Annotated in this window: 23 protein-coding genes; all 23 read left to right on the forward strand. The window is 50.4% G+C overall.

Annotated elements, in window-relative coordinates; all coding sequences use genetic code 11:
* Positions 1–10: 10 nt before the first annotated feature.
* The 23 genes from rsmA to glgA all read left to right on the forward strand — a co-directional run bounded on the left by rsmA (position 11) and on the right by glgA (position 24,336).
* A complete protein-coding gene (rsmA, locus tag IKW96_RS10140; RefSeq protein WP_296574056.1) occupies positions 11–865 on the forward strand; it encodes a 16S rRNA (adenine(1518)-N(6)/adenine(1519)-N(6))-dimethyltransferase RsmA in 855 nt (284 codons plus the stop codon).
* A complete protein-coding gene (cobI, locus tag IKW96_RS10145) occupies positions 865–1,560 on the forward strand; it encodes a precorrin-2 C(20)-methyltransferase (protein WP_296574059.1) in 696 nt (231 codons plus the stop codon). Before rsmA ends, cobI begins: the two co-directional genes overlap by 1 nt.
* A complete protein-coding gene (gene cbiD, locus IKW96_RS10150; RefSeq protein WP_296574061.1) occupies positions 1,557–2,699 on the forward strand; it encodes a cobalt-precorrin-5B (C(1))-methyltransferase CbiD in 1,143 nt (380 codons plus the stop codon). The genes cobI and cbiD overlap by 4 nt, the downstream gene beginning before the upstream one ends.
* Entirely contained in the window at positions 2,692–3,450 is a 759-nt protein-coding gene (cobM, locus tag IKW96_RS10155; RefSeq protein WP_296574064.1) for a precorrin-4 C(11)-methyltransferase, read from the forward strand. Before cbiD ends, cobM begins: the two co-directional genes overlap by 8 nt.
* Positions 3,447–4,487, forward strand: a complete 1,041-nt coding sequence (locus IKW96_RS10160) for a cobalt-precorrin 5A hydrolase (protein WP_296574067.1) — start codon at positions 3,447–3,449, stop codon at positions 4,485–4,487. Before cobM ends, IKW96_RS10160 begins: the two co-directional genes overlap by 4 nt.
* Entirely contained in the window at positions 4,484–5,212 is a 729-nt protein-coding gene (gene cobJ, locus IKW96_RS10165; protein ID WP_296574070.1) for a precorrin-3B C(17)-methyltransferase, read from the forward strand. Before IKW96_RS10160 ends, cobJ begins: the two co-directional genes overlap by 4 nt.
* A complete protein-coding gene (gene cobK / locus IKW96_RS10170; protein WP_296574072.1) occupies positions 5,205–5,951 on the forward strand; it encodes a precorrin-6A reductase in 747 nt (248 codons plus the stop codon). Before cobJ ends, cobK begins: the two co-directional genes overlap by 8 nt.
* A 4-nt stretch (positions 5,952–5,955) precedes the next feature.
* On the forward strand, positions 5,956–7,146 hold the full coding sequence (gene cbiE, locus IKW96_RS10175; RefSeq protein WP_296574075.1) for a precorrin-6y C5,15-methyltransferase (decarboxylating) subunit CbiE: 1,191 nt from the start codon (positions 5,956–5,958) through the stop codon (positions 7,144–7,146).
* The gene (locus IKW96_RS10180; RefSeq protein ID WP_296574080.1) at positions 7,143–8,489 is read left to right on the forward strand and encodes a cobyrinate a,c-diamide synthase; all 1,347 of its coding nucleotides are present in this window, start codon (positions 7,143–7,145) and stop codon (positions 8,487–8,489) included. The genes cbiE and IKW96_RS10180 overlap by 4 nt, the downstream gene beginning before the upstream one ends.
* Positions 8,482–9,531 carry a nicotinate-nucleotide--dimethylbenzimidazole phosphoribosyltransferase gene (gene cobT, locus IKW96_RS10185; protein WP_296574083.1) on the forward strand — a complete coding sequence of 350 codons (1,050 nt, stop codon included), beginning with the start codon at positions 8,482–8,484 and terminating at the stop codon, positions 9,529–9,531. The genes IKW96_RS10180 and cobT overlap by 8 nt, the downstream gene beginning before the upstream one ends.
* Entirely contained in the window at positions 9,528–10,046 is a 519-nt protein-coding gene (locus IKW96_RS10190) for a bifunctional adenosylcobinamide kinase/adenosylcobinamide-phosphate guanylyltransferase (RefSeq protein WP_296574086.1), read from the forward strand. Before cobT ends, IKW96_RS10190 begins: the two co-directional genes overlap by 4 nt.
* Entirely contained in the window at positions 10,043–10,813 is a 771-nt protein-coding gene (locus IKW96_RS10195) for an adenosylcobinamide-GDP ribazoletransferase (protein WP_296574088.1), read from the forward strand. Before IKW96_RS10190 ends, IKW96_RS10195 begins: the two co-directional genes overlap by 4 nt.
* Complete coding sequence (locus IKW96_RS10200; protein WP_296574091.1) at positions 10,810–11,208, forward strand: bifunctional adenosylcobinamide kinase/adenosylcobinamide-phosphate guanylyltransferase; 399 nt, start codon at positions 10,810–10,812, stop codon at positions 11,206–11,208. Before IKW96_RS10195 ends, IKW96_RS10200 begins: the two co-directional genes overlap by 4 nt.
* Positions 11,198–11,758: a histidine phosphatase family protein gene (locus tag IKW96_RS10205; protein ID WP_296574093.1), complete on the forward strand. Its 561-nt coding sequence runs from the start codon at positions 11,198–11,200 to the stop codon at positions 11,756–11,758. The genes IKW96_RS10200 and IKW96_RS10205 overlap by 11 nt, the downstream gene beginning before the upstream one ends.
* On the forward strand, positions 11,755–12,726 hold the full coding sequence (gene cbiB / locus IKW96_RS10210; protein ID WP_296574096.1) for an adenosylcobinamide-phosphate synthase CbiB: 972 nt from the start codon (positions 11,755–11,757) through the stop codon (positions 12,724–12,726). The genes IKW96_RS10205 and cbiB overlap by 4 nt, the downstream gene beginning before the upstream one ends.
* Positions 12,720–13,754 carry a histidinol-phosphate transaminase gene (locus tag IKW96_RS10215; RefSeq protein WP_296574099.1) on the forward strand — a complete coding sequence of 345 codons (1,035 nt, stop codon included), beginning with the start codon at positions 12,720–12,722 and terminating at the stop codon, positions 13,752–13,754. Before cbiB ends, IKW96_RS10215 begins: the two co-directional genes overlap by 7 nt.
* Positions 13,747–15,213, forward strand: coding sequence for a cobyric acid synthase (locus IKW96_RS10220; protein WP_296574104.1), 1,467 nt, complete (start codon positions 13,747–13,749; stop codon positions 15,211–15,213). Before IKW96_RS10215 ends, IKW96_RS10220 begins: the two co-directional genes overlap by 8 nt.
* The gene (locus IKW96_RS10225) at positions 15,213–15,842 is read left to right on the forward strand and encodes a precorrin-8X methylmutase (protein WP_296574128.1); all 630 of its coding nucleotides are present in this window, start codon (positions 15,213–15,215) and stop codon (positions 15,840–15,842) included. Before IKW96_RS10220 ends, IKW96_RS10225 begins: the two co-directional genes overlap by 1 nt.
* Before the next feature lie 144 nt (positions 15,843–15,986).
* Entirely contained in the window at positions 15,987–18,221 is a 2,235-nt protein-coding gene (locus IKW96_RS10230; protein ID WP_296574107.1) for a SpoIIE family protein phosphatase, read from the forward strand.
* A 247-nt stretch (positions 18,222–18,468) separates the two neighbouring features.
* A complete protein-coding gene (gene glgB, locus IKW96_RS10235) occupies positions 18,469–20,499 on the forward strand; it encodes a 1,4-alpha-glucan branching protein GlgB (protein ID WP_296574110.1) in 2,031 nt (676 codons plus the stop codon).
* A 36-nt stretch (positions 20,500–20,535) separates the two neighbouring features.
* Positions 20,536–21,762, forward strand: coding sequence for a glucose-1-phosphate adenylyltransferase (locus tag IKW96_RS10240; protein WP_296574114.1), 1,227 nt, complete (start codon positions 20,536–20,538; stop codon positions 21,760–21,762).
* A gap of 15 nt (positions 21,763–21,777) precedes the next feature.
* Positions 21,778–22,899, forward strand: a complete 1,122-nt coding sequence (gene glgD / locus IKW96_RS10245; RefSeq protein WP_296574119.1) for a glucose-1-phosphate adenylyltransferase subunit GlgD — start codon at positions 21,778–21,780, stop codon at positions 22,897–22,899.
* A gap of 15 nt (positions 22,900–22,914) precedes the next feature.
* The gene (gene glgA / locus IKW96_RS10250; protein ID WP_296574122.1) at positions 22,915–24,336 is read left to right on the forward strand and encodes a glycogen synthase GlgA; all 1,422 of its coding nucleotides are present in this window, start codon (positions 22,915–22,917) and stop codon (positions 24,334–24,336) included.
* The last annotated feature ends 488 nt before the right edge of the window (positions 24,337–24,824 follow it).

Genomic DNA, 24,824 nt, shown 5'->3' on the forward strand with positions numbered 1-24,824 from the left:
GGAGTACTCAATGAATCTAACCAACATCGGAACAGTGAAGGATATACTGTCCCGTCACGGCTTCAGCTTTTCAAAGGGGCTGGGACAGAATTTCATAATCAATCCCGATATCTGTCCGAAAATAGCAGAATACGGCAACGCCTGCAAGGGCTTCGGAGTTCTTGAGATAGGAACCGGTATCGGAGTCCTTACGGCGGAGCTTGCAAAAAGAGCAGACAAGGTGGCTGCCGTGGAGATAGACGAGAGGCTGCTGCCTATACTTGCGGAGACACTTGCGGACTTTGACAATGTAAAGATCATCAACGAGGACGTAATGAAATGCGATCTGCACAGGCTTATAGACGAGGAGTTCAAGGGGCTTCACGTTGCGGTGTGCGCAAATCTGCCGTATTACATTACGTCCCCCATCATTATGATGCTCCTTGAGAGCCGTCTGCCCATAGAGTCCATTACCGTAATGGTACAGAAGGAGGCTGCACAGCGCCTGTGCGCGAAGGTGGGCTCGCGCGAGTCGGGAGCTATCACCGTGGGAGTGAATTACTACGGCACGGTGAAGAAGCTTTTTGATGTTTCACGGGGCAGCTTCATGCCTGCGCCCAATGTGGACTCGGCTGTCATGAGGATAGATATAAACAAGGAGCAGCGCCTTGACGAGGAGAGCGAGAAGTTCTTCTTCAAAGTGGTCAAGGCAGGCTTTTCACAGAGAAGAAAGACCCTCGCAAATTCTCTTTCGTCAGTTATGGGAATACCTAAGGAAAGGGTATATTCCGCACTGAAATCACAGGGACTTCCCGAGGCTGCACGTATAGAGCAGCTCGATATGGAAAAGCTCATTGCAGTTTCTGCAGAGCTTATGGAGCAGTAATGGGAAAGCTCTATGGCGTAAGCGTTGGAGCAGGCGATCCGCAGCTCATGACGCTGAAAGCGGTGGGTATACTGGAAAGGTGCAGAGTCATAGCCGTACCGCGCACGAACGGGGAGAGCTCGCTTGCTCTTTCGATAGCGGAGAAAGCCGTGGACTTGTCCCGCAAGCGTGTGATATACCTCGATTTCCTCATGACCAGCGACAGGGAAAGACTTGACAGGAATCACGGGGAGCTTTCAGCCATGCTTTGCAGGGAGCTTGAAGACGGAGATGTGGCATTCCTTACTCTCGGCGATATATCGGTGTATTCCACATTCGGATACATCGCCTGCCGCGTCGAACAGGCAGGCTTTGATGTGGAGGTATGCGCCGGAGTGACCAGCTTCTGTGCGGCTGCTGCCGCTGTAAGGGAGCCGCTCTGCCTCGGCAGCGAGGAGCTGCATATCATACCTTGCAGCTGCGGCGATATGGAAAAAGCTCTCGGGCTCAGCGGAACAAAGGTCATAATGAAAGCAGGCAGAAAAGCGGCAGAGCTCATTGAACTCATAAGGGAAAAGGGGCTTTCCGACTGTACAAAGGTCGTGTCCGACTGCGGACTTGACACCGAAAGGATATACGGTTCTGTGGAGGATATTGACGGAGAGCCCGGATATTTCACACTTTTCATAGTCAACGGCAGGGAGAAGTTCAGATGAAGCTTGAGGAATACATTTGCAGGGGAAAGGAGAAGCTCCGCTGCGGTTATACAACAGGTTCATGCGCGGCAGCTGCCGCAAAGGCTGCTGCGGAAATGCTCATGACGGGCAGAAAAGCTGAGTATGTGGAGCTTATGACTCCCAGGGGGATAAAGCTTTGCCTTGACGTTACCGGGCAGAAGCTCGGCGGCGGAGCAGCCTCATGTGCCATAGTCAAGGACAGCGGCGACGACCCCGATATAACCAACGGGATAAAGGTCTTTGCAGAAGTCTCGGCAGCGGAAAGCGGTGTTGAGATAATCGGCGGCGAGGGTATCGGCAGAGTCACGAAAGCAGGGCTTGACCAGCCTGTGGGCGAAGCTGCCATAAATTCCGTGCCGCGGAGGATGATATGCGAAGCTGTCATGGAAATTGCCGAAAAATACGGTTACTCAGGCGGTTTCCGCGTGAAAATATCAGTTCCTGACGGAATTGGGATAGCAAAGAAGACATACAATCCGCGAATGGGCATCGAGGGCGGTATTTCCATAATCGGCACAAGCGGTATCGTGGAACCCATGAGCAATGCTGCACTTGTGGAGACTATCCGCACCGAGGCGAAAATGCGCCGTGCCGAGGGGCAGAGGAATATGCTCCTCACACTTGGAAATTACAGTGAGAGCTTCGTGCAGAACGAGCTGTCCTTTTCGCTGGAAAGAAGCGTTACGTGCAGCAACTTCATCGGCGAGGCTATAGATATCGGGCTGGAGCTTGGCTTTGAGAGCATACTCATTGTCGGTCATATAGGCAAGCTGGTAAAGCTTGGTGCAGGTATTATGAATACCCACTCCTCATGGGCTGACGGGCGTATGGACGTGCTGGTCACCTGCGGAGTCCTTGCAGGAGCCGACATGGATACCCTCAGAAAGCTTCCCGATTGTGCAACGGCTGACGCGGCAATGGATATCCTCGATGAAAAGGGGTACCTTGAAAAAACTGCGGAAGTCCTTGAAAAGCGTATGGAAAGCTACCTCAATGCAAGAGTAAAGGGAGAAGCAAGGATAGCTGCCATAGCTTTTTCATTCAAGCGCGAGCTTTTAATAAAAACGTCCCTTGCGGACCAACTTATACAGGCGATTACAGGTGAAGAAAATGGTTGATTTTGTTGGTGCGGGCTGCGGAGCTCCCGACCTTATAACCCTGAGAGGAAAGCGGCTCATCGAAAATGCAGACGTCATAATATATGCAGGCTCTCTCGTAAATCCCGTGCTCCTTGCGTATGCAAAGGAGGGATGCGAGATACATAACAGCGCACTCATGCACCTTGACGAGGTAATAGATGTAATGAAAAATGCCGAGGCTGACGGGAAAAATACTGTCCGTCTCCATACAGGCGACCCTTCGGTCTACGGAGCTGTCCGCGAGCAGATGGACAGGCTTGACGAGCTGGATATACCGTACAGGGTCACTCCCGGAGTCAGCTCCTTCTGCGGAGCTGCGGCTGCGCTGAGAGCGGAATACACTCTTCCCGACGTATCGCAGACCGTTATCCTCACAAGAATGGCAGGGCGGACTCCCGTCCCCGAAAAGGAGAGTATTGAGAGCCTTGCAGCACATAATGCCACTATGGTCATATTCCTCAGTGCAGGCATGACGGAGGAGCTCTCACAGCGTCTTATCAAAGGCGGATACAGCGGCGATACTCCTGCGGCTATCGTGTACAAGGCTACGTGGGAGGACGAAAAGGTGGTGCGCTGTACAGTTGCGGAGCTTCACGAAGCTGCGGAAAGAAACGGCATAACAAAGACCGCTCTTATAACTGTGGGCGGCTTCCTCGGAAACGATTACGAATTGTCAAAGCTCTACGACAAAACATTTGAAACTGAGTTCAGAAAGGCAGAGAAAATATGAATATAGCTGTTTTTTCGGTCACCGAAAACGGCAGGAAGCTCTCCCTGAGAGTAGGGGGACTGCTTGAAGCCGAGCACAAGGTGAGCCGTTATTGTTTTCATAAGCACACCGATGATAATTCGGCTGTATTCTGGAATATGGGGAGCATGGTCGGACGCCTTTTCGAGCGCTCCGACGCCTTTGTTTTCGTCTGCGCCTGCGGCATAGCAGTCCGCGCAGTTGCGCCCTATCTCGGTACGAAAGCCGACGACCCTGCCGTAATTGTCATGGACGACTGCGGAAAGTTCGTTATCCCTGTGCTTTCGGGACATATAGGCGGTGCGAACCGCCTTGCGGAGGTCATTGCAGAAAGGCTCGGTTCACAGGCAGTCATAACTACCGCAACTGACGTCGGAGGCCGCTTTTCTCCTGACAGCTTTGCTGCGGCAAACGGCCTGATAATTACAGACCTGAAAGCGGCAAAGGAGATAGCCGCGGAAGTCCTCGACGATGAAAAGATAGGCTTCTGCAGCGATTACAGGCACGGCGGACTGCCCTCAGAGCTTACGGAGTTCGGCGTGTGCAGGACAGGTATATGCGTCAGCAGAGATACAGGAAAGAAGCCTTTCCCCGTCACTCTCAATCTCGTCCCGAGAAATATAGTCCTCGGTATCGGCTGCAAGAAAGGGACTTCCGCCGAAGCAGTGAGAAAAGCTGTCAGCGAAGCTCTTGAGCAGCATAATATCGACATCGGCACGGTGTCGGAGGCGGCTACTATCGATATCAAAAAGGACGAAGCGGGACTGTGTGAGTTCTGCGGAAGTATGGGGATAAAGCTGAATACCTATACTGCTGAGGAGCTTATGGCTGTAAGCGGCGATTTTGAAAGCTCCGGCTTTGTTCTCGAAACAACGGGAGCGGATAATGTCTGCGAAAGAAGCGCTGTACTTTGCAGCGGCGGTAAGCTGATAATGAAAAAGACCGCGTCTGACGGCGTGACGGTGGCAGCTGCCGAAAAGCCCGTATATCTTGATTTTGAAAAGGAAATAACACTATGAAGCTTTATGTTGCAGGCATTGGCTGCGGCAGCAGGGACGGTATCACCCTTGAAGCCGAAAGGGCTGTGCTCGACAGTGATATAGTTGTGGGGTATACAGTTTATACAGAACAGATAAAGCGCTTTTATCCCGAAAAGGAGTGCATCTCCACAGGCATGAAGCAAGAGCGCGAGCGTGTGGAGCTTGCTCTTGAAAACGCCGCAGGCGGAAAAAAAGTGGCTCTTGTGTGCAGCGGCGACAGTCAGCTTTACGGCATGGCAGGGCTTGCTATCGAGCTTTCCGTGAACTATCCCGGGGTCGATATCGAAGTTATAGCAGGAGTTTCGGCTGCATTCAGCGGCGGAGCAGTTCTCGGCGCTCCCATGACTCATGATCTTGCGCTTATAAGCCTTTCCGACCTTCTCACGCCTATGGAGAAGATAATAAAGCGTCTCCGCTGTGCGGCGGAGGGCGACTTCGTGATCGCTCTGTACAATCCGTCCTCGAAGAAACGCGCTGACTACCTGCAAAAAGCCTGCGACATTGTCCTCGGATACCGCTCTCCCGAAACTGTCTGCGGTATCGTCAGCAATATCGGCAGGGAGGGGCAGTCAAGCAGGATACTTACCCTCGGTGAGCTGAGAGATACGCAGGTGGATATGTTCACGACGGTATTCATCGGGAACTCGGAGACTAAGGTCGTAAACGGGAAAATGGTCACTCCGAGGGGCTACCGCAATGTGTAGGGTACTTATCTTCGGCGGAACTACAGAGGGCAGGGAAATAGCCGAATACTGCGGTGAAAAAGGTATCAGTGCCGCTGTTTCAGTAGCTACGGAGTACGGTGCGGAGCTGCTGCCGGAAAGCAGCTGCATAAAAAAGCTTGTGGGCAGGCTTGACGACAACGGTATCAGGGAACTAATTCTTCGCCTGAAATGCAGGGCTGTCATAGACGCGACCCACCCCTATGCGGAAGAGGTAACGAAGAATATCAGGACTGCCTGCGGTATGCTCGGAATGACCTGTTACAGGCTCATACGCACACCTGAGAAGCTTTCGGGCTGCATTGCAGCCGCAAGTATGAACGAGCTTGTGGAAATACTGAACAGCTCCGACAAAACTGTTCTCAGCACTCTCGGCAGCAAGGAACTGCCGCGTCTTGCGGAAGTCCGAGGCTTTGACAAAAGGATATGGATAAGAGCCCTGCCAATGGAAGAAGTGCGGAAAAACTGTGTAGAACTGGGATTCAGTGAGGACAGGCTCATACTTGAAAAGGGACCTTTTTCTGTTGAACAGAATATTGCACACATCAGAAAAAGCGGCGCGGAGCTTCTTGTGACAAAAGAGAGCGGAGCTGTCGGTGGATTCCCCGAAAAGCTTGAGGCGGCGAAGATATGCGGCATTGAAGTCGCCGTACTTGCAAGACCTGCGGAAAAGGGCTTTACAGCCGATAAAATAAAGGAAATACTCGATGAAATGAGGTGAAGAGTTGAAGATATACATAGTGGGAACGGGCATGGAAGGCGCTGAAACGCTGACAAGAGAAGCGGCAGAAGCCATTGAGGAGGCGGAAGTCCTCATAGGTGCAGAGCGGATGCTGGAGCCCTTTAAATCGTTGGGCAAGCCTGTGCTCGCGGAGTACCGCAGCGATGAGATAGTGCGCTATATCGAGGAAAACAGCTTTGCCTCTGCAGCTGTTCTCATGTCGGGAGACTGCGGATTTTTCAGCGGCGCAAAGAAACTGAACGAGAAGCTTGCAAAGTATGCTCCCAAGGTGATATGCGGTATTTCTTCACCTGTTTACCTTTGTGCAAAGCTCGGAAAGGAATGGTCGGACTGTTTTTTTGTGAGTCTTCACGGTAAAAAAGCAAGTATCGTGAGAAACGTGAGAGCTCACAAAAAGACATTTTTTCTCCTCGGCGGAGATGTTACGGCAGCAGATGTCTGCCGTCGTCTGTGCGAGTACGGAATAGGTGACGTTTCCATATATATAGGCAAAAACCTCGGCTACGACGATGAGCTGATACTGAGCGGCAAGGCTTCGGAGCTTGCAGAGACTGATACGGACGGGCTTTGCGTCATGCTATGTGAAAATCCCGGTTATGAGAGGTTCGTTCCCTGCGGTATTGCCGATGAGGAGTTCATCAGGGGCAAGGTTCCGATGACCAGGTGTGAAGTAAGGGCGGCAGTCGTCGGGGGACTTGATATAGGCGCTGACAGCGTCTGCTGGGATATCGGCAGCGGCACGGGCTCGGTGGCAGTGGAAATGGCTATGCGCTGCGGAAACGGCGTGGTCTGTGCTGTTGAAAAGAACCCTGAAGCTGTTTCGCTTATAGGGCAGAACAAGGTGAAGTTCGGCTGCGATAATATAGAAATTTACAGCGGTGAGGCGGCAGAGATCATTGAGAAGCTCCCTGTTCCCGATTCGGTATTTATCGGCGGTTCGGGTGGTCAGTTGTGTGGTATTATCGAAACAGCCGCAGCTATGAACCGCAATTTACGGCTGACCGTTACTGCGGTATCACTGGAAACACTTTCTCAGTGTACAGCAATTTTTGACAAGCTCGGACTTGAAGCGGAGATCACTCAGATAGCCGTTACCCGTACCCGAAAAGTCGGCAGTCATACTATGCTCAGCGCTGAAAATCCCATATGGATAATAAAGAGGAAACGCCCATGAAAAGAATGTTGATAGGCGGTACTCACAGCGGCTGCGGCAAAACTACCATAGTCTGTGCAATTCTTGCGGCGCTGAAAGCCCGCGGATTGTCAGTGAGCAGCTTCAAATGCGGCCCCGATTACATCGACCCTATGTTCCACAAGAGCATTATCGGCGCGGAGTCCTACAATCTTGACAGCTTTTTCTGCGATGACAATACGCTGAGAAATTTACTTTGCATGAACAGTAAAAACAGCGATATATCGGTGATAGAAGGAGTTATGGGCTACTATGACGGAGTCGGCGGACGGGGTTCTGCTCATTCCGTCTCTATGGCGACGGAGACTCCGTCGGTGGTCGTCATCGACTGCAAGGGTGCGTCTGAGTCCATAGGCGCAGTTATGAGGGGGTTCATTGACTATGAAGTCCCGAACAGGATAAAAGGCTTCATTTTCAACAGGCTCCCCGAGCGCCTTGTGCCTCTTGCAAGGGGAATTTGTGAAAAGCTCGGTACCCGTTATTTCGGCTGTTTTCCCGTGAACAGCTTTTCGCTGGAAAGCCGCCGTCTGGGACTTGTAACAGCTGACGAGGTCGCTGATCTGAAAGAAAAAACACTGGAGCTCGGAGCACTTGCTGAGAAGCATATACTTCTCGATGAGCTGCTTGCTGCTGCGGAGGCTCCGCTTCCCGAATATTCTCCGCTAAAAGTGAAAAGACTTTTTAGGAATGGCAAGCCAAAAATTGCTGTTGCAAAGGATAAGGCGTTCTGCTTCATTTATGACGAAAATCTTCAGCTTCTGGAACAGCTTGGCTGCGAAATACAGTTCTTTTCGCCCATAAGTGATGAAAAGCTCCCCGAAAACTGCTGCGGACTGTTTCTCAGCGGCGGTTATCCCGAGCTTCATGCCGATGAGCTCTCAGCGAACCGCGGAATGCTTGCGGCAGTAAAGAGCGCGGTAGCTTCGGGAATGCCAACTATCGCCGAATGCGGCGGATTTATGTATCTGCACGAAGCAATGAAAACGACAGACGGACTGGAACACAAAATGGCGGGAGTTCTGAACGGGACTGCCTATGAGACAGCGCGTTTGCAGCGTTTCGGCTACGTTACTCTCACTGCCTGCGAAGACAGTCTTATATGCCGCAAAGGTCAGAAAATAGCGGCTCATGAGTTCCATTACTGGGACAGCACAGACTGCGGCAGCAGCTTCACGGCACGGAAGGCTGACGGCAGGGAGTGGAGCTGCATACACGGCGGGAAATCGCTTTACGCAGGCTTTCCGCACCTGTACTTTTATACAGATATCAGTATTGCCGAGCGGTTTGCAGCTGCTTGTGCGGAGTTTGGAGGCATTTATGGATAGGATAGCTCATATAAAGCCTGTTGACAGGAAATACGCCGACCTTGCACAGGCTCGCTGGGACTCGGTGGCAAAGCCCCTCCGCAGCTTCGGTGTGCTCGAGGAGATGTGGAACAGGATAGCGGCTGTTCAGCGCACCGATATGCCCAATATCTTCAACCGCGCTGTAGTCGTCATGTGCGCTGATAACGGCGTTGTTGCCGAGGGCGTTACACAGTCCGATAATTCGGTGACTGCTGCCTGCGCTAAGGAGATAGCCTGCGGACGGTCGAATATAAATGTTCTCGCAGACGTTTACCGTGCCGAGGTCGTTGCCGTGGATATCGGAATTGCCCGTGATATAGCCTGCAGGGGACTTATCAACAGGAAGATATGCAAGGGTACGGCGAATATAGCTGTCGGTCCCGCAATGTCCGCCGCTAAGGCTGAACAGGCTATACAAACGGGTATGGACATTGCAGGTGAGCTTGCAAACAAGGGCATAAAGCTCATTGTTACGGGTGAAATGGGTATCGGGAATACGACTCCCACAGCTGCCCTTTCATCGGTGCTTCTCGGACTGCCGCCCGATGCGGTAACAGGCAGAGGCGCAGGTCTGTCATCTGACGGACTTGAGCGTAAAATTGCAGTCGTAAAGCGTGCTATAAAGATAAATTCTCCGTTTTCCGACAACGGGGTGGAGCTCCTTGCAAAGCTTGGAAGCTTCGAGATAGGCGGCATGACCGGTCTTTTTCTCGGGGGTGCCCATTACGGTGTAACTGTCGTCATTGACGGCGTTATTTCGGCAGTTGCGGCTGTTCTCGCGTCAATGATCGCTCCTGCGTCTGTGGATTATATGCTTGCAGGTCATGTTTCTGCGGAGCCTGCAGGAAGAGGACTTCTTGAAAAGCTTGGTCTCCGCGCGGTGATAGACGGTGAGCTGAGACTCGGGGAGGGCACGGGCGGTATACTTCTTCTTCCTCTTCTTGACGGAGCTGCGGCGATATACTACAACTCACACAGATTTGACGGTCTGGGCATAGAAAGGTATGTGGAACTGAAATGACAACACTTGTTACAGGCGGTTCAAAGTGCGGTAAATCAAGCTATGCGGAAAAGGTACTGGAGAACTTTGCAGGGCAGAAATACTATATCGCCACTATGGAGCCCGTCGGGGACGACGCATACGAGATAATCGCCCGTCACCGTGAAGCGCGGAAGAACAGGAACTTCATAACTGTAGAGTGTCCCCGTGATGTCGGCAAGCTCCATCTGCCTGCCGATTGCGGTATTCTCCTGGAATGTATAGGGAATCTCTGTGCAAACGAGATGTACACAGGCGGAGCGGTACTCAGGCCGTCAGGTAAGATAATCAGCGATATAAGGCGACTCGGGGAGACTGCTTCACAGCTCGTTATCGTTACAAACGAGGTCGGAAGCGACGGTAACAGTTATTCCGCGGACATTATGGCTTTCGTAAGCGAGATAGCGCGGATAAACAGTGGTATAGCTGAGTTTGCGGACAATGTGGTCGAGTGCGTTTACGGTATCCCCACGGCTCTGAAAGGGGAGCTCGTATGATAAGATCGTTGATAACTGCCTTTCAGATGTATTCGCGGATCCCAATGCCGCATATTGAATGGAAGCCCGAGAACCGCCGCTATGCGCTGTGCTTTTTTCCTCTTGTGGGAGCCGTTGCAGGTATTATGTTCATGCTGTGGGAGCAGTTCTGCATATGGCTTGGCATGGGGAATTTCCTGTTCGGCGCAGGAGCTGTTGCGCTGACGGTCTCAGTAACAGGCGGCATACACCTTGACGGCTTCTGCGACACCTGCGACGCAAGGGCTTCATGGGGCGGCAAAGCGCGTAAGCTCGAGATACTCAGCGACTCTCACATAGGGGCTTTCGCGGCTATAAAGCTTGGAGCATATCTTTTGCTTTATACTGCGCTGCTGTCGGAGCTTCACGGGACTTCTGCGGCGGCAGTCGCTGCCTGCGGATATGTGCTTTCCCGTTCTCTCAGCGGACTTGCTGCCGTAACGTTCAGGGCTGCGAAAAAAGAAGGTACTTTGTTTGCTTTTACCATCTATACACATAGAAACGCGGCGCTTTTCGCCCTTTCTTTCGCGGCAGCCGCAAGCTGCTGTGCAATGGCGGCGGTGAGTACGGCTGCAGGTGTTTCTGCGGCAGCTGCCGCACTGTTAACGATGATGTACTATCATCGCATGGCATATAAGGAATTCGGTGGTGTTACAGGCGACCTTGCAGGCTGGTTCCTGCAGGTCTGCGAGCTTTCGGTCGCAGCTGCCGCCGCTGTCACATACAGGATAATGGAGGTCATGGCATGAAATTTGTAGTCGGAGGAGCATATCAGGGAAAGACGGCTGCTGCCTGTGAGTTGTTCGGGTTTGATGAGTCCGAAATCGTCAACGGCTCTGTCTGCGTTTTTGAAGAAGCTTTTACGGCGAAGTGCATAAACAGCTATCACAGGCTGATCGAACGGCTTATCGCTGAGGGAGCGAGTCCGCTGGACTTCACGAAGAAGCTCTGCGCGGAAAACGGCAATGCAGTCATCATCATGGACGAGATAGGCTGCGGTATCGTACCTGTTGAGAAGTCCGAGCGCAGGCGCCGCGAGGAAACAGGCAGGTGCGGCTGTATGATCTCCTCTGCAAGCGATACCGTTGTCAGAGTTATCTGCGGGATACCTGTTTTCCTGAAAGGCGGCAGGAATGAGGATTGACTTTATACGCCACGGAAAGACCGAGGGCAACCTTGATATGCGCTACATAGGCAGGACTGACGAGCCGCTTTCATTTGCGGGGATAGCAGAGCTTGCAGCCATAAATTATCCGCCCTGCGGAAAGCTCATTGCAAGCCCCATGAAGCGCTGTCTGCAGACGGCGGAGCTTATTTTTCCCGATACTCAGCCCACAATCTGCGAAGCTCTCAGGGAGTGCGATTTCGGGGATTTCGAGGGCAGAAACTACATAGAGCTCAGTCTTGACAGCCGCTATCAGCGCTGGATAGACAGCGGCGGCGAAGCGCCTTTCCCAAACGGTGAAAGCCCTGCGGATTTCAGGAAGAGATGTATTGACGGTTTCCTGAGCTGTCTTGAAAATGAGCCCGACGACGCACATCTTACATTTGTTGTGCACGGCGGTACGATAATGGCGGTAATGGAGCATTTCGCGGTTCCGGAAAAGAGCTATTACGACTGGCATACCGCCAACGGTCACGGCTTTGTCACTGAGTTTGACGGAAAAAAAATAACGGTAACGGAGAAGATATGAACTACTTGGCAGCGGTGATACCGCTTATTATTGGCGCGGCGCTTGACTGCGCCGTGGGCGATCCATATACTATGCCTCACCCGATAAGGCTTATCGGCAGATTCATTTCACGGCTGGAAGACTTTGTCCGCAGACGCTTTGCAGGCAGGCTCCGTAAGGGAGGAGTTTTCCTTGCGGTAACTGTTCTGACTGTTTCGGCTGCAGTTCCTTTGGCGGTACTCATTGTGTGCTACAGTATCAGCCTGTGGCTCGGAGCGATAGTTGAGGGCGTGATGTGCTACTACCTCATGGCGGCAAGATGTCTCCGTGACGAGAGCATGAAGGTCTACAGGAAAATCGCTTCGGGAGATGTTGAGGGAGCGCGGAAAGCTGTATCCATGATAGTTGGCAGAGACACGGCTGTTCTCGACGAAAACGGCATTATACGCGCGGCGGTGGAGACAGTTGCGGAAAACACCTCCGACGGTGTGACGGCTCCCGTGATGTATATGGCTCTCGGCGGAGCTGTACTCGGTTTTTTCTACAAGGCGGCAAACACTATGGACTCCATGATAGGCTATAAAAATGAGAAATACGCTGACATCGGGCGCTGTGCGGCAAAGCTGGACGACGTTCTCAACTATCTTCCCTCACGTATAACTGCACTTGCGATGATAGTGTGTGCTCCTGTTACGGGACTTGACGGCAGGGGAGCCAATCGTATCTGGAAAAGAGACAGAAGAAAGCACGCAAGTCCCAACTCCGCACAGACCGAGTCTGCCTGCGCGGGAGCTCTCGGCGTAAGGCTCGCAGGGGACGCTTATTATTTCGGAGAGCTCCACAAAAAGGAGTTCATCGGCGACGCGGTCAGAGATATCGAAAATGAGGATATCCGCCGTGCAAACAGGCTCATGTACGCAAGCTCAGCCCTTGTTTTTGCGGCAGCTTTGTTGGTCAGGGCTCTGCTTTTCGGAGGTGTCCTATGCTGAACCGACATCACGGCGGAAACGACCTGTCACTGGATATCTGCCTTGACTTTTCGGCAAACCTTAACCCTCTCGGAATGCCCGAAAAGGTCAGGGAAGCTGTTATCGCTTCCGCGGCTGAATGGGAAAAATATCCCGATCCCTTTTGCAGCAAGCTACGCGGAAAGCTTTCCGGTAAGCTGGGAGTTCCTGCGGAGAATATCGTCTGCGGAAACGGGGCGGACGACCTTATTTACCGTATTGTTTCAGCTTTGAGACCGAAAAAGGCTCTCATATGCGCTCCTGCATTCAGCGAGTACAGAAAAGCCCTCGAGGAATACGGCTGTGCTGTAAACGAGCATTTCCTTTATGAAGAAAAAGGCTTTGCGCTGACGGAGAGCATATTTGACAGGATAGCAGGAAATGATATGCTCATACTTGCTTCGCCAAACAATCCCACCGGACAAATAACAGGACCCGAGCTGCTTGCGGAAATTGCCGGAAGGTGCCGCATGGCAGGAGTATTTTTTCTCTGTGACGAGAGCTTTATCGGTTTCTCGTCAGAAAGTGAACGTATTACAGCGCTGAACTTCCTGAACGAAAGTACTATCGTTCTGCGCTCGTTTACGAAGCTGTTTGCAATGGCAGGTCTGAGGCTTGGATACGCGGTCTGCGGAAACACCGAAACTGCGGAAAAAATATCACGCACAGGACAGTACTGGAGCGTTTCTGCACCTGCACAGGCGGCCGGGATCGCCGCACTTGACGAAAAAGATTACATTAAGAGAACGACGGATCTAATAAAAGCCGAACGGGAATATCTTGCGGCAGAACTTGCTGATATGGGGGTAAAAGTGTTCCCGTCGGATACTGATTTTATTTTATTCAAAGCGCGTACCGACTTGGGAGAGCTTCTGCTGGAAAGAAAGATACTTATCCGGAGCTGTGCCGGTTACAGCGGACTTGACAGGAGCTTTTTCCGCGCGGCGGTGCGTACAGTATCTGAAAACAGGCAGCTTATAGCTGCAATAAGGAGGATAATGAATGGCTAAGGCTATTATGATACAGGGGACTATGTCCAACGCAGGAAAGAGTTTTTTCGCGGCTGCACTCTGCCGCATATTCAGACAGGACGGGTACAGCTGCGCTCCGTTTAAATCGCAGAATATGGCGCTCAATTCCTACATTACCGCTGACGGCTGCGAGATAGGAAGAGCTCAGGCGATGCAGGCGGAGGCGGCAGGTATAGAGCCGTCGGTGCTCATGAATCCCGTTCTGCTCAAGCCCACAACGAATATCGGTTCGCAGGTGATAGTAAACGGCAGAGCTGTCGGAAATATGTCTGCTTCCGAATATTTCCGACAGAAGCGCGACCTTATCCCAAAAATAAAAGAGGCCTACGACAAGCTTGCCGCACAGCATGATATCATAGTTATCGAGGGCGCGGGAAGTCCTGTGGAGCTGAATCTGAAAACCGACGATATCGTCAATATGGGCATGGCAAAGCTCGCAAAGGCTCCCGTCGTGCTTGTGGGCGATATCGACAGGGGAGGAGTTTTCGCGCAGCTCCTCGGCACTCTCAGTCTGCTTGAAACTGACGAGCTTAGTATGGTAAAGGGACTTGTCGTGAACAAGTTCCGCGGCGATATTTCCCTTTTCGACAGCGGAAGAGATATACTTCAGAAGCGCGGCGGAAAGCCTGTTCTTGGGGTAGTTCCGCAGCTTGACTGCGATATAGAGGACGAGGACAGCCTGTCGTCAAAGCTTGAGGGAAAGTCTGCCGGACTTATCGACATAGCCGTTATAAAGCTGCCGAAAATATCCAATTTTACGGATTTAGACGTGTTTTCGCAGTATGACGGAGTGACCGTCCGCTATGTGACGAGATATGAGGAGCTTGAAACTCCCGATATGATAATAATTCCCGGTACAAAGAGCACTATCTGCGACATGAAGTGGCTGCGCGAGAGCGGCATGGAGGCTGTGATAAAGCGCAGCGCTGCTAACGGAGTGCCTGTTTTCGGGATATGCGGCGGCTATCAGATGCTTGGCGAGACCATTGCCGACCCCCTTGACAGCGAGTGCGGCGGCAGTATAAGCGGAATGGGGCTCCTGCGGTGCAGGACTGTGTTCATGGGCGGAAAAAGGCAGACTCAGACAAGCGGAAGGTTCAGGAATATAGGCGGATTTTTCAGCTGTCTCAGCGGCGCTGAGTTCAGCGGCTACGAGATACACATGGGCAGCACAGACAGCGGTGAGCGACCTCTGCTTGACTGCGGAGGAGCTTATTCGGGCAGCGTTTACGGCTGCTATATCCACGGGATATTCGACAACTCTCAGGTATCCGAGCGCATAGTGAAAAAGCTGTATGACAGCAAGGGCATAGCATACCGCGGCGGAGTTGTGGACAGGAACGCCTACAAGGAAAGACAGTACGACCTTCTTGCTGAGGGCGTCCGCAGAAGCATAGATACCGGGCTGCTCTACAGGATAATCGAGGAGGGCGTATGATGGAGCTTGAATACATACTCCCGAAGGACATAGAACGAAGGAGTTTTGAGATAATAGAAGCCGAGCTGGGGGAGAGAAAGCTTCCCGATGATATAAAGCCGATAGTCATGAGGGCTATCCATACGACTGCGGATTTCGACTACTATGACAATATGTTTTTTTCCGAAAATGCAGTGGAAACCGCTCTTTCTGCCATAAGGGAAGGAGCTCTTTTCGTGACCGATACGAATATGGCAAAGGCAGGCATAAACAAGGCTGCACTTGCACGTCACGGCTGCAGCGTCGAATGCTTCATGGCTGACAGTGACGTAGCCTCCGAAGCGGCTGAACGGGGCATAACAAGAGCTGCAGTTTCCGTTGACAAGGCTGCTTCGCTGGGCAGGGATATAATATATGCTGTGGGGAATGCTCCCACCGCTCTTATACGCCTCAAGGAGCATATCGAAAGCGGAACTTTCGTACCACGTCTTGTCATAGGTATGCCAGTGGGCTTTGTAAACGTGGTGCAGTCCAAGGAAATGATAATAGAAAGCGGAGTACCCTGTATAGTCGCTCGCGGCAGAAAGGGCGGCAGCAACGTAGCGGCTGCGGTCTGCAACGCGCTTCTTTATATGGCTGACAGAAGATAGTACGAAAAGCTGTGCGTTTGCACAGCTTTTTACATTTTGCGGAAAATAATGAGGTTAATCTGTTTTTTTCAGCGGCGCATTACGACCAAAAACTCACCCTCCATATGTTATAATGGAGCGTATAATTTTGTGAGGTGATTTGTAATGCTGAATATAAAGGCGATAAGGTCGTGGAAGTACGGCGGAGAAGCGGCTGCATACGCACTGGCGGCTGCGGCAGGATTTTTTCTGACAGGAACAAGGATAGCAGGAGTTGCTTCATTTGCGGATATATCCATTTCGGGAGCGCTGGAGCTCCCGTATTCGGCGGCGGTCTTCGCAGGGAGCCTTGTCCGAAGTATCATCAGCGGCGATATCGGACATAATATAGTGAAGCTCTCTTCCCTCGCCCTGATAGTGATAATAAAGATGTTCATTGAGCCGAAAAACGACCCGAAGCTCAGCGGTATAAATACTGCCGTCAGCGTTTTTGTTTCGGGAGCTGCCGTTTCTGCGGTGATAGGCGAGCTCATGTTCAAGCTGATGTTCTACGGCTTCTATGCGTCGCTTTCGGGATTTACGGCGTATTCGGCATCGAGGGTGCTGCTCGATATCAGGCGGCACAAGACCGTGAACATTTCGGGGCGCAGCGGTTTCTCATGTGCAGTGGTCTATATCATGCTGATAGCTTCGCTGAGCGCTGTGGAGCTCCCGACGCTGAACGCAGGCATAATAGCTTCGGCGGCTTTTACTCTTACGGGAGCTTATTTTTACCGTCAGAACGGCGGAGTTTTCTGCGGAGCTCTTTCGGTCTGCGGAGCTTTCCTTTCGTCGTCGTCAGTGGGCTACAATATGGTCCTCATGCCTGCCGCGGGACTGCTTACGGGTTATCTCTACAGGCAGAAAAATCACATAGCGGCTGCCTGTTTTGTAGGGATAAATTTCGTGCTGACAGTACTGACGGGAATGACGGTCAAGGGCGTTGAGAACATGATAGATATTATATGCGGAGCTGTGATATTTATTCCTGTTTCGGCTGTGTTTTCGGATAAGTGGATAAGGACCGGGAATGAGAGCGCTGCGGCTCTTCCCGAGATGATAGGTGCGAAAATGAAGTTCCTTTCCAGTACTGTCAGGGAGCTCCGCAGCGAGTCCGAGCGCATATCTCAGCTGCTTGCAAAGGGAGCCGACACAGACCGTGAGATAGCGGAAAATTCGGACAAGGTCTGCACCTTGTGCTACAGACGCGCATTCTGCTGGAAGTCGGACAGGGGCAATACATACCGCGGATTTTCAAAGCTTGCGGATATGACGGAATTTGCAGCCGAGAGCTTCCCGCATGAGCTTGACGACTGCATCAGAAAGGGCGAGCTTGCCGAGGTGTTTTCCCAGAGCTCACGTGAAAAAGCTGCTGCAAAGCTTATGGAAATGCGCTTTTCGGAGAGCCGAAGCCTTATGCATGAACAGCTGAAAATAACGGAGGATATAATCCGCACCGCAGGGGAGCGTATTGATGTGAGCTATTCCGAAACCGTCAGCAGGAGCATAAGGCACAAGCTGGAAAAGTTCGGTATAATACCCGAGAATGTCATTGCCTGTTACAACAGCAGGAACCGCCTTATCGTGGAAGTATATTTCGGGAGCGAAGAAGCTCCCGAAACGAGCACCCGTATATGTGACCTTATCGCTGACGAGCTTCACCTTTCGCTCGACTCAACCGAACCTGTACGCTCGGGGAAAGAGGTACGCATAAGGTGTTACGAAAAGCCGCATTTCGGCATGGAAGTTTATGCCGTTTCCGCAAGGGCGGATAATTCCGACGATAACGGAGATACTCATACAGTATTCTTTGACGGCAGCGGAGCGGCTTACGCTGTCCTCTCCGACGGTATGGGAACAGGCATGGAAGCGTCCTGTGAGTCGAGAATGGTAGTGGGACTTTTCCGCAGGCTCGTAACAGGTGGAGTAGACTTTTCGACCGCCATAAAGCTCATTAATTCTGTCATGGTCACAAAGTCATGGCAGGAGAGCTTTGCGACCTTTGACGCTGTCCGTATCGACCTTGACGAGTGCGGGCTCACGGTGATAAAATCTGGTGCAGCCGCAACTCTCATAAGACACCGCGGCAGTGTGATGAAGGTGACCTCTCCCACATTCCCAATAGGCATATACGAAGCGTCGGAGGTCTTTGTGAAGGACTGCGATTTTGAGAGCGGCGATATCATCATAATGTTCTCCGACGGCATATCCGAGAGCGCTTACCCCTTCATAAAGGAGCTCCTTCTCGGCGGCGACGACCTCAGACACATTGTGGACGAAATAAGCGGAAAGGCACAGGTGTTCAATCACGGGATACACTCTGACGATGTTACCGTCATCGGTGTGAGAGTTACGGGTTGACGGGAAAAACTCCTCCTTTTGTGAACAAAATATTAACTCAAATCGCGTCTATCACATGAAAAAAAGAGGCGTTTGCTGTGCATATTAACAAAGCAAGCCGAGATAATCCTAAAATAAATATGTCAAAATGCACTAATTGTAATGCCTATTATTAGCATAACGTCTGAATTTTTTTCATTATCACCAAAAAAGCTTGAATAATTCTGCTTATTCTGATAAAATGTATTATAGCAAAGGAGGCTGAATTATGTCTGTTTACAATAACAATAACAATCCCAATGATTTTCCGCTGTACCTTTTTTACCAGGGTAAAAACTACGAAGCATATAAATTTTTTGGTGTTCATTCTGCAAAAAAAGGAAGAAGCAAGGTTTTCATTTTCAGGGTTTGGGCTCCTAACGCTGTAAGTGTTTCCGTTGTGGGAGATTTCAACAACTGGGACAGGAAAAGAAATCCCATGTCTATGATAGCCGAGGGTATCTGGGAGACCGAGATACCTAAGCTCAAGCAGTACGACGCATATAAATTCAGTATCGAAGCCAGAGACGGCAGGATACTTATGAAGGCAGATCCCTATGCCCCTCACTTTGAGACTCGTCCGGGAACTGCCTCTAAAATATATGAGAGCAGCTATGAATGGCAGGACAGCAAATGGTTCGAGACAAAGAACGTCGTGAGCATTTACAAGAGTCCTGTGAATATATATGAAGTCCACCTCGGTTCATGGAAGAATTACGGTGAGGACAAATTTCTCGATTATGTGACATTTGCAAAGGAGATCATACCGTACCTGAAAAAAATGTCCTATACCCATGTGGAGTTCATGCCGCTTACGGAATACCCTTACGACGGTTCGTGGGGCTATCAGGTGACGGGATATTTCGCTCCCACATCGAGGTACGGAACTCCCGACGACCTCAGGAAGATGATAGATATGTTCCATGAGGCAGGGATAGGCGTTATCTTCGACTGGGTACCCGCACATTTCCCGAAGGACGAGGCAGGTCTGTACGAGTTTGACGGAGGCTGCTGCTATGAGTACGCTGACGACCGTAAGAAGGAGCATAAAGCCTGGGGAACACGTGTGTTCGACTTCGGAAAGGCTGAGGTATGCTCGTTCCTCATTTCAAGTGCGAATTACTGGTTCGACGAGTTCCACATCGACGGACTCAGAGTCGACGCCGTGGCTTCAATGCTGTACCTTGACTACGACAGGCGCGAGGGCGAATGGGCTGCGAACATTTACGGAGGCAACGAGAACCTAGAAGCGGTAGAGTTCCTCAAGCACCTCAACGAAGCCGTATTCCGCAAGCACCCCGACGCTCTGATGATCGCCGAGGAATCGACTGCGTGGCCGCTCGTTACTAAGCCCACCGATATCGGCGGACTTGGTTTCAACTTCAAGTGGAACATGGGCTGGATGAACGATATGCTCAGCTATATGTCCCTTGATCCGATATATCGTGCGTTCAATCACGACAAGCTCACATTCTCATTTTTCTATGCCTTTTCCGAGAACTATATCCTGCCTATCTCACATGATGAGGTAGTACACGGAAAGTGCTCGATGATCAATAAAATGCCGGGCAGTTACGAGCAGAAATTTGCTTCATACCGTGCGTTCCTCGCATATATGATGGCTCACCCCGGCAAGAAGCTTCTGTTTATGGGACAGGAATTCGCACAGATGAGCGAGTGGAACTACAAGGCTCAGCTCGACTGGAACCTGCTGAATTTCGACTCTCACAAGACCATGCAGAAGTTCTCTGAAAAGCTGAACAAGTTCTATATCGACAATCCTCCGCTGTGGCAGGACGACGATTCGTGGAACGGCTTCGGCTGGATATCAAACGACGATTACAAGCAGAGTATCATCTCGTTCAGACGTATCGACGACAATGACGAGGAGCTCATAGCAGTATGCAACTTTGTTCCCGTTGAACGTCAGAACTACAGGATAGGCGTTCCTCACAAGGGAAGGTACAAGCTTGTTTTCAATACTGACGCTGTGGAGTTCGGAGGCTCGGGAGTTACCGAAAAGACCTTCAGGTCTGCAAGCGTCCCCATGCACGGACACGATAACAGTATCACAATGACCCTCGCTCCTCTTTCGGTTATCTATCTCAGGTATGAGCCCACAAAAAAGAGAGAGCCGAAGCAAAAGACTGAGATCGTAACAGCCGTACCAAAAAAGACATCGGCAGGGACTAAAAAGACTGCTGACGGAACGGCTGCGAAGAAAAGGACTACGGCGAAGAAAAAAACGTCTGAAAAATGATCACAACAGATAGGAAATTGTATTGGAGGAATAACAATGTACAGTAAAAAAAGAGTCGTTGCAATGCTCCTTGCAGGCGGTCAGGGCAGCAGATTATATGCGCTGACCAAGAATGTTGCAAAGCCAGCAGTACCATACGGCGGCAAATACAGACTTATTGACTTTCCACTTTCAAACTGCACCAACTCAGGTATAGATACGGTAGGCGTGCTCACTCAGTATCAGCCTCTTGTGCTGAACGAGTATATAGGCAACGGTCAGCCGTGGGACCTTGACAAGATGAATGGAGGTGTTCACGTACTTCCGCCTTATGAAACGCAGGCAGGAGCTTCATGGTATGAGGGCACGGCGAATGCCATATACCAGAATATGGGATTTATCGAGAGATACGATCCCGAGTACGTGGTAGTTCTCGGCGGTGATCACATATATAAGATGGATTATTCCAAAATGGTTGATTTCCACGTTGCAAACGACGCCGACTGTACTATCTCCGTAATAGATGTTCCGAAGGCGGAGGCTTCACGCTTCGGCATAATGATATGTGACGAGAAGAAGCAGATCGTAGACTTCGTTGAGAAGCCCAAGGAGCCCAAGTCAACTCTTGCGTCAATGGGTATATACGTATTCAGCTGGGCAAAGCTGAAGGAGTACCTCATCGAGAACGAGAACGAAGCAAACGCCAAGCGCGAAAAAGGCGAGCCGTGGTCGAAGGACTTCGGCAAGGATATAATCACATCAATGCTGAAAGACGGACAGCGTCTTTTTGCGTATGAGTTCGAGGGATACTGGAAGGATGTCGGAACTCTTGACTCACTGTGGGAGGCGAACATGGATCTCCTCAGTCCGAACGTTCCTCTCGATCTCTATGATCCGAACTGGAAGATATATTCACGCAACAACAACTATCCGCCGCAGTATGTGGGCGACAATGCCTGCATTGAGAACTCCATGATCTCAGAGGGAAGCACCATCGACGGAACAGTCGATTTCTCCATTCTGTTTTCAGGCGTTACAATCGAGCCGGGTGCTACTGTGAACTACAGTATCGTTATGCCCGGAACTGTCATCAAGTCGGGAGCTGTTGTTGAATACGCTATCATAGGTAGCGACAGCGTTATCGAAAACCGTGCTCACGTGGGATCAAGTCCCGAAAAGATCGAAAACAGAGACAATTGGGGCATTGCCGTTGTCGGACATAATGTTACTGTGTCGGCTGAAAAAGTAGTAGAGCCGAAACAGATCATCGGCGAAAATATCTGACGGAGGTAATGTACTATGAGTGTTAATTATAATGTTTTGGGACTTGTCTTTGCAAGTATGCATGATTCATATGTCAGCGAGCTGACAAAATCAAGAACAATGGGTTCAATACCTTTCGGGGGACGTTATCGCCTTATAGATTTTCCTCTGTCGAATTTTGTTAATTCGGGAGTTTCAGAGGTAGGCGTAATAACAAAATCAAACTACGGTTCTCTTCTCGATCACCTCGGATCGGGACGTGACTGGGACCTTTCGCGTAAAAAGGGCGGACTTCATCTGCTCCCTCCGTACAGCCAGACAGGCGGTATATACAAGGGCAGACTTGACGCTCTCAACAACATATGGGGCTTTGTTGAGCATTCAAATGCAAAGTATGTGATAATGTCCAACTGTGACGTTGTTACGACCCTCAACTTCAACCCTGCCCTCAAGCAGCATATGGAAAACGAAGCCGACATCACCCTTATCTACAGCAAGAGTTTCTATGACGGCGAAAAGAGCAACTGTGCAACAGTGCTTGAGTTCGACGAGAACAACTGCCTCAAGGACGCTCTCGTAGCTCCGCAGATAAAGGGCGAATGCAGCATATGGCTTGAAATGTGTATCATTACAAAGGAATTTCTCAAGAAGGTAGTAGCTGACGCTGCAAGCAGAAATCAGCACAGCTTTACCCGTGAGATACTCCAGAGCGGAAACAAGGATTTCAAGATAATGGGCTTCAGACATGACGGCTTCTTCACAAGGATAGACAGTATACAGGATTATTACAGCGCAAGCAGGCTCCTTCTTGATCCTGCAAAGAAAAATGCGCTTTTCAAGAAGAATATGCCTGTATTTACAAAGATAGGCGACAACGGTCCCGTAAAATACGGACTTGAGTCGAATATCAAGGATTCTCTCATTGCGGACGGCTGCATTATCGAGGGAACTGTTATCAACTCTATCCTTTTCAGAGGCGTAAGGATAGGAAAGGATACTGTAGTCAAGGACTGTGTACTGTTCCAGGGCACCAGGGTCGGCGAGAGCTGTAGTATATCGTCGGTTATAACCGATAAGAACGTAGAGATAAGCAATGCAAAGGTGCTTACGGGCTCCGAGACATATCCGCTGTATATAGGAAAAGGCGGTAAGATCTGACGGCGGTGATCGAATATGAAAATACTATTTGCTGCCAGCGAGGCTGTGCCTTTCGCAGCCTCAGGCGGACTTGCAGATGTTGTAGGCTCGCTTCCGAAAGCGATAAAATCAAAGAGGCACGACTGCAGGGTGGTCATTCCCCTCTACAAGTCGATAAAGCCTGAGATACGCGAGAAAATGGTATTTCTCGCAAACATTACTGTTGACGTTTCGTGGCGCAAGCAGTACTGCGGAATATTCATGGCGATATATGAGGGCATAACCTATTACTTCATAGATAACGAGTACTATTTTTCAAGAGACGGACTTTACGGCTTCTATGATGACTGTGAAAGATTTGTTTTCTTTGACAGGGCGGTACTTGAAATGCTGAAGTATATAAAGTTCACGCCCGACATTATCAACTGCAACGACTGGCAGACAGCGCTGATACCGGTTTATTACAACGTTTACTATAAGTATCAGCAGGGATATGACGGAATAAAGACCGTTTACACTATCCATAATATAGAGTATCAGGGAAAGTACGGAAAGGAAGTTCTCAGCGAACTCATGGGGATACCCATGTATAACGCAGGACTTATCGAGTACGACGGCTATGTCAACATGATGAAGGGAGCTATCGAGACCTCGGACATGATAACGACAGTCAGCCCCAGCTATGCATGGGAGATAATGGACCCGTGGTACGCTCACGGACTTGACAGGATACTTGTAACGAAGCAGTATAAGCTCCGCGGAATAATGAACGGCATAGATACCAAGCTTTATGATCCCGAAAAGGATAAATTCATAGCGGCGAACTACTCAGCCAGAAAGCCTGACGGAAAGGCTGAGTGCAGGAAAGAGCTTATCAAGGAGTTCGGACTTGCAGAGGGCGATGAACCGATAATCGGCATAGTTTCGCGCTTTGTAAGACATAAGGGAATAGATCTCATACGCTGTGTGTTTGAAGAAATGGTACATGACGGTATCAAGTTTGCCATTCTTGGCAGCGGTGAGAAGATATACGAGGACTTCTTCCTTGAAATGGCTGCAAGATATCCCGACAGAGTATCAGTAACAGTTGGCTTTGAGCCGGAGCTCTCACACAGGATATATGCAGGCGCGGATATGTTCCTTATGCCGTCGCAGAGCGAGCCGTGCGGCCTTGCACAGATGATAGCCATGAGGTACGGAGCTGTTCCCATAGTCCGTGAAACAGGAGGGCTGAGGGATTCCGTCCGCGACAACGGCGGTGAGGATGGCAACGGATATACCTTCAAGACCTATAATGCCAATGATATGCTGGACGCTGTGAAGCGCGCATGGAACGACTATAATGATAAAAGCATATGGGAAGAACTCGTAAAGAGAGCTATGGAGTGCGATCACAGCTGGGCTACCTCGGCGGAGATGTACATTCATACATATAAGGAGCTTCTTGCTTCAGAATGAATAGAAAAAGGCGTCTGAAAGGCGCCTTTTCTGTCCGGAAAGCCTGTAAAAGGCTGCATGGAAATTCTGTCCGTGATTTCGTACAAAAAGAAAAGGAATATTTGGGTAAAATTTGATTTGACAAATTCCCGGATAGATGATATAATATAATCACTGTCCGACAGATAAGGACGAGCCGAGAACGAAAAAATTCAAAGGAATTTGAAAAAAGTACTTGACAAATCCGAAAGACAGTGATATAATATTAAAGCTGTCTCAAAAGGGGCAGAACAAACAGCATCTTGAAAATTGAACAATGCGAAGAAAAGTAACGACCCTTGAGATTCCTTTTTGAAGCTGGGAACAGCGGAGAGAAGAGAAGGTCAAGAAAAGACTGAAAAATAACACGAAAGTAATAACGCAAGCGTTATGAACAGGATTAAAAGATATGTAAGCTGAAAAGCTTGGATATACAATTTTCATAAAGAGTTTGATCCTGGCTCAGGACG

Origin of the sequence: Ruminococcus sp. (genome assembly GCF_017549005.1) — a bacterium.
Taxonomy (GTDB): domain Bacteria; phylum Bacillota; class Clostridia; order Oscillospirales; family Ruminococcaceae; genus Ruminococcus.

Excerpts from the sequence above, each read along its gene's own strand:
- IKW96_RS10215 (WP_296574099.1), top strand. The coding sequence starts at position 12,720 with ATGCTGAACCGACATCACGGCGGAAACGACCTGTCACTGGATATCTGC.
- IKW96_RS10205 (WP_296574093.1), top strand. The coding sequence starts at position 11,198 with ATGAGGATTGACTTTATACGCCACGGAAAGACCGAGGGCAACCTTGAT.
- cobJ (WP_296574070.1), top strand. The coding sequence starts at position 4,484 with ATGAAGCTTTATGTTGCAGGCATTGGCTGCGGCAGCAGGGACGGTATC.
- cobK (WP_296574072.1), top strand. The coding sequence starts at position 5,205 with ATGTGTAGGGTACTTATCTTCGGCGGAACTACAGAGGGCAGGGAAATA.
- IKW96_RS10190 (WP_296574086.1), top strand. The coding sequence starts at position 9,528 with ATGACAACACTTGTTACAGGCGGTTCAAAGTGCGGTAAATCAAGCTAT.
- IKW96_RS10220 (WP_296574104.1), top strand. The coding sequence starts at position 13,747 with ATGGCTAAGGCTATTATGATACAGGGGACTATGTCCAACGCAGGAAAG.
- cbiB (WP_296574096.1), top strand. The coding sequence starts at position 11,755 with ATGAACTACTTGGCAGCGGTGATACCGCTTATTATTGGCGCGGCGCTT.
- IKW96_RS10180 (WP_296574080.1), top strand. The coding sequence starts at position 7,143 with ATGAAAAGAATGTTGATAGGCGGTACTCACAGCGGCTGCGGCAAAACT.
- cobI (WP_296574059.1), top strand. The coding sequence starts at position 865 with ATGGGAAAGCTCTATGGCGTAAGCGTTGGAGCAGGCGATCCGCAGCTC.
- cobT (WP_296574083.1), top strand. The coding sequence starts at position 8,482 with ATGGATAGGATAGCTCATATAAAGCCTGTTGACAGGAAATACGCCGAC.
- cobM (WP_296574064.1), top strand. The coding sequence starts at position 2,692 with ATGGTTGATTTTGTTGGTGCGGGCTGCGGAGCTCCCGACCTTATAACC.
- cbiD (WP_296574061.1), top strand. The coding sequence starts at position 1,557 with ATGAAGCTTGAGGAATACATTTGCAGGGGAAAGGAGAAGCTCCGCTGC.
- glgD (WP_296574119.1), top strand. The coding sequence starts at position 21,778 with ATGAGTGTTAATTATAATGTTTTGGGACTTGTCTTTGCAAGTATGCAT.
- rsmA (WP_296574056.1), top strand. The coding sequence starts at position 11 with ATGAATCTAACCAACATCGGAACAGTGAAGGATATACTGTCCCGTCAC.
- glgA (WP_296574122.1), top strand. The coding sequence starts at position 22,915 with ATGAAAATACTATTTGCTGCCAGCGAGGCTGTGCCTTTCGCAGCCTCA.
- IKW96_RS10195 (WP_296574088.1), top strand. The coding sequence starts at position 10,043 with ATGATAAGATCGTTGATAACTGCCTTTCAGATGTATTCGCGGATCCCA.
- IKW96_RS10200 (WP_296574091.1), top strand. The coding sequence starts at position 10,810 with ATGAAATTTGTAGTCGGAGGAGCATATCAGGGAAAGACGGCTGCTGCC.
- IKW96_RS10225 (WP_296574128.1), top strand. The coding sequence starts at position 15,213 with ATGGAGCTTGAATACATACTCCCGAAGGACATAGAACGAAGGAGTTTT.
- IKW96_RS10240 (WP_296574114.1), top strand. The coding sequence starts at position 20,536 with ATGTACAGTAAAAAAAGAGTCGTTGCAATGCTCCTTGCAGGCGGTCAG.
- IKW96_RS10160 (WP_296574067.1), top strand. The coding sequence starts at position 3,447 with ATGAATATAGCTGTTTTTTCGGTCACCGAAAACGGCAGGAAGCTCTCC.
- IKW96_RS10230 (WP_296574107.1), top strand. The coding sequence starts at position 15,987 with ATGCTGAATATAAAGGCGATAAGGTCGTGGAAGTACGGCGGAGAAGCG.
- glgB (WP_296574110.1), top strand. The coding sequence starts at position 18,469 with ATGTCTGTTTACAATAACAATAACAATCCCAATGATTTTCCGCTGTAC.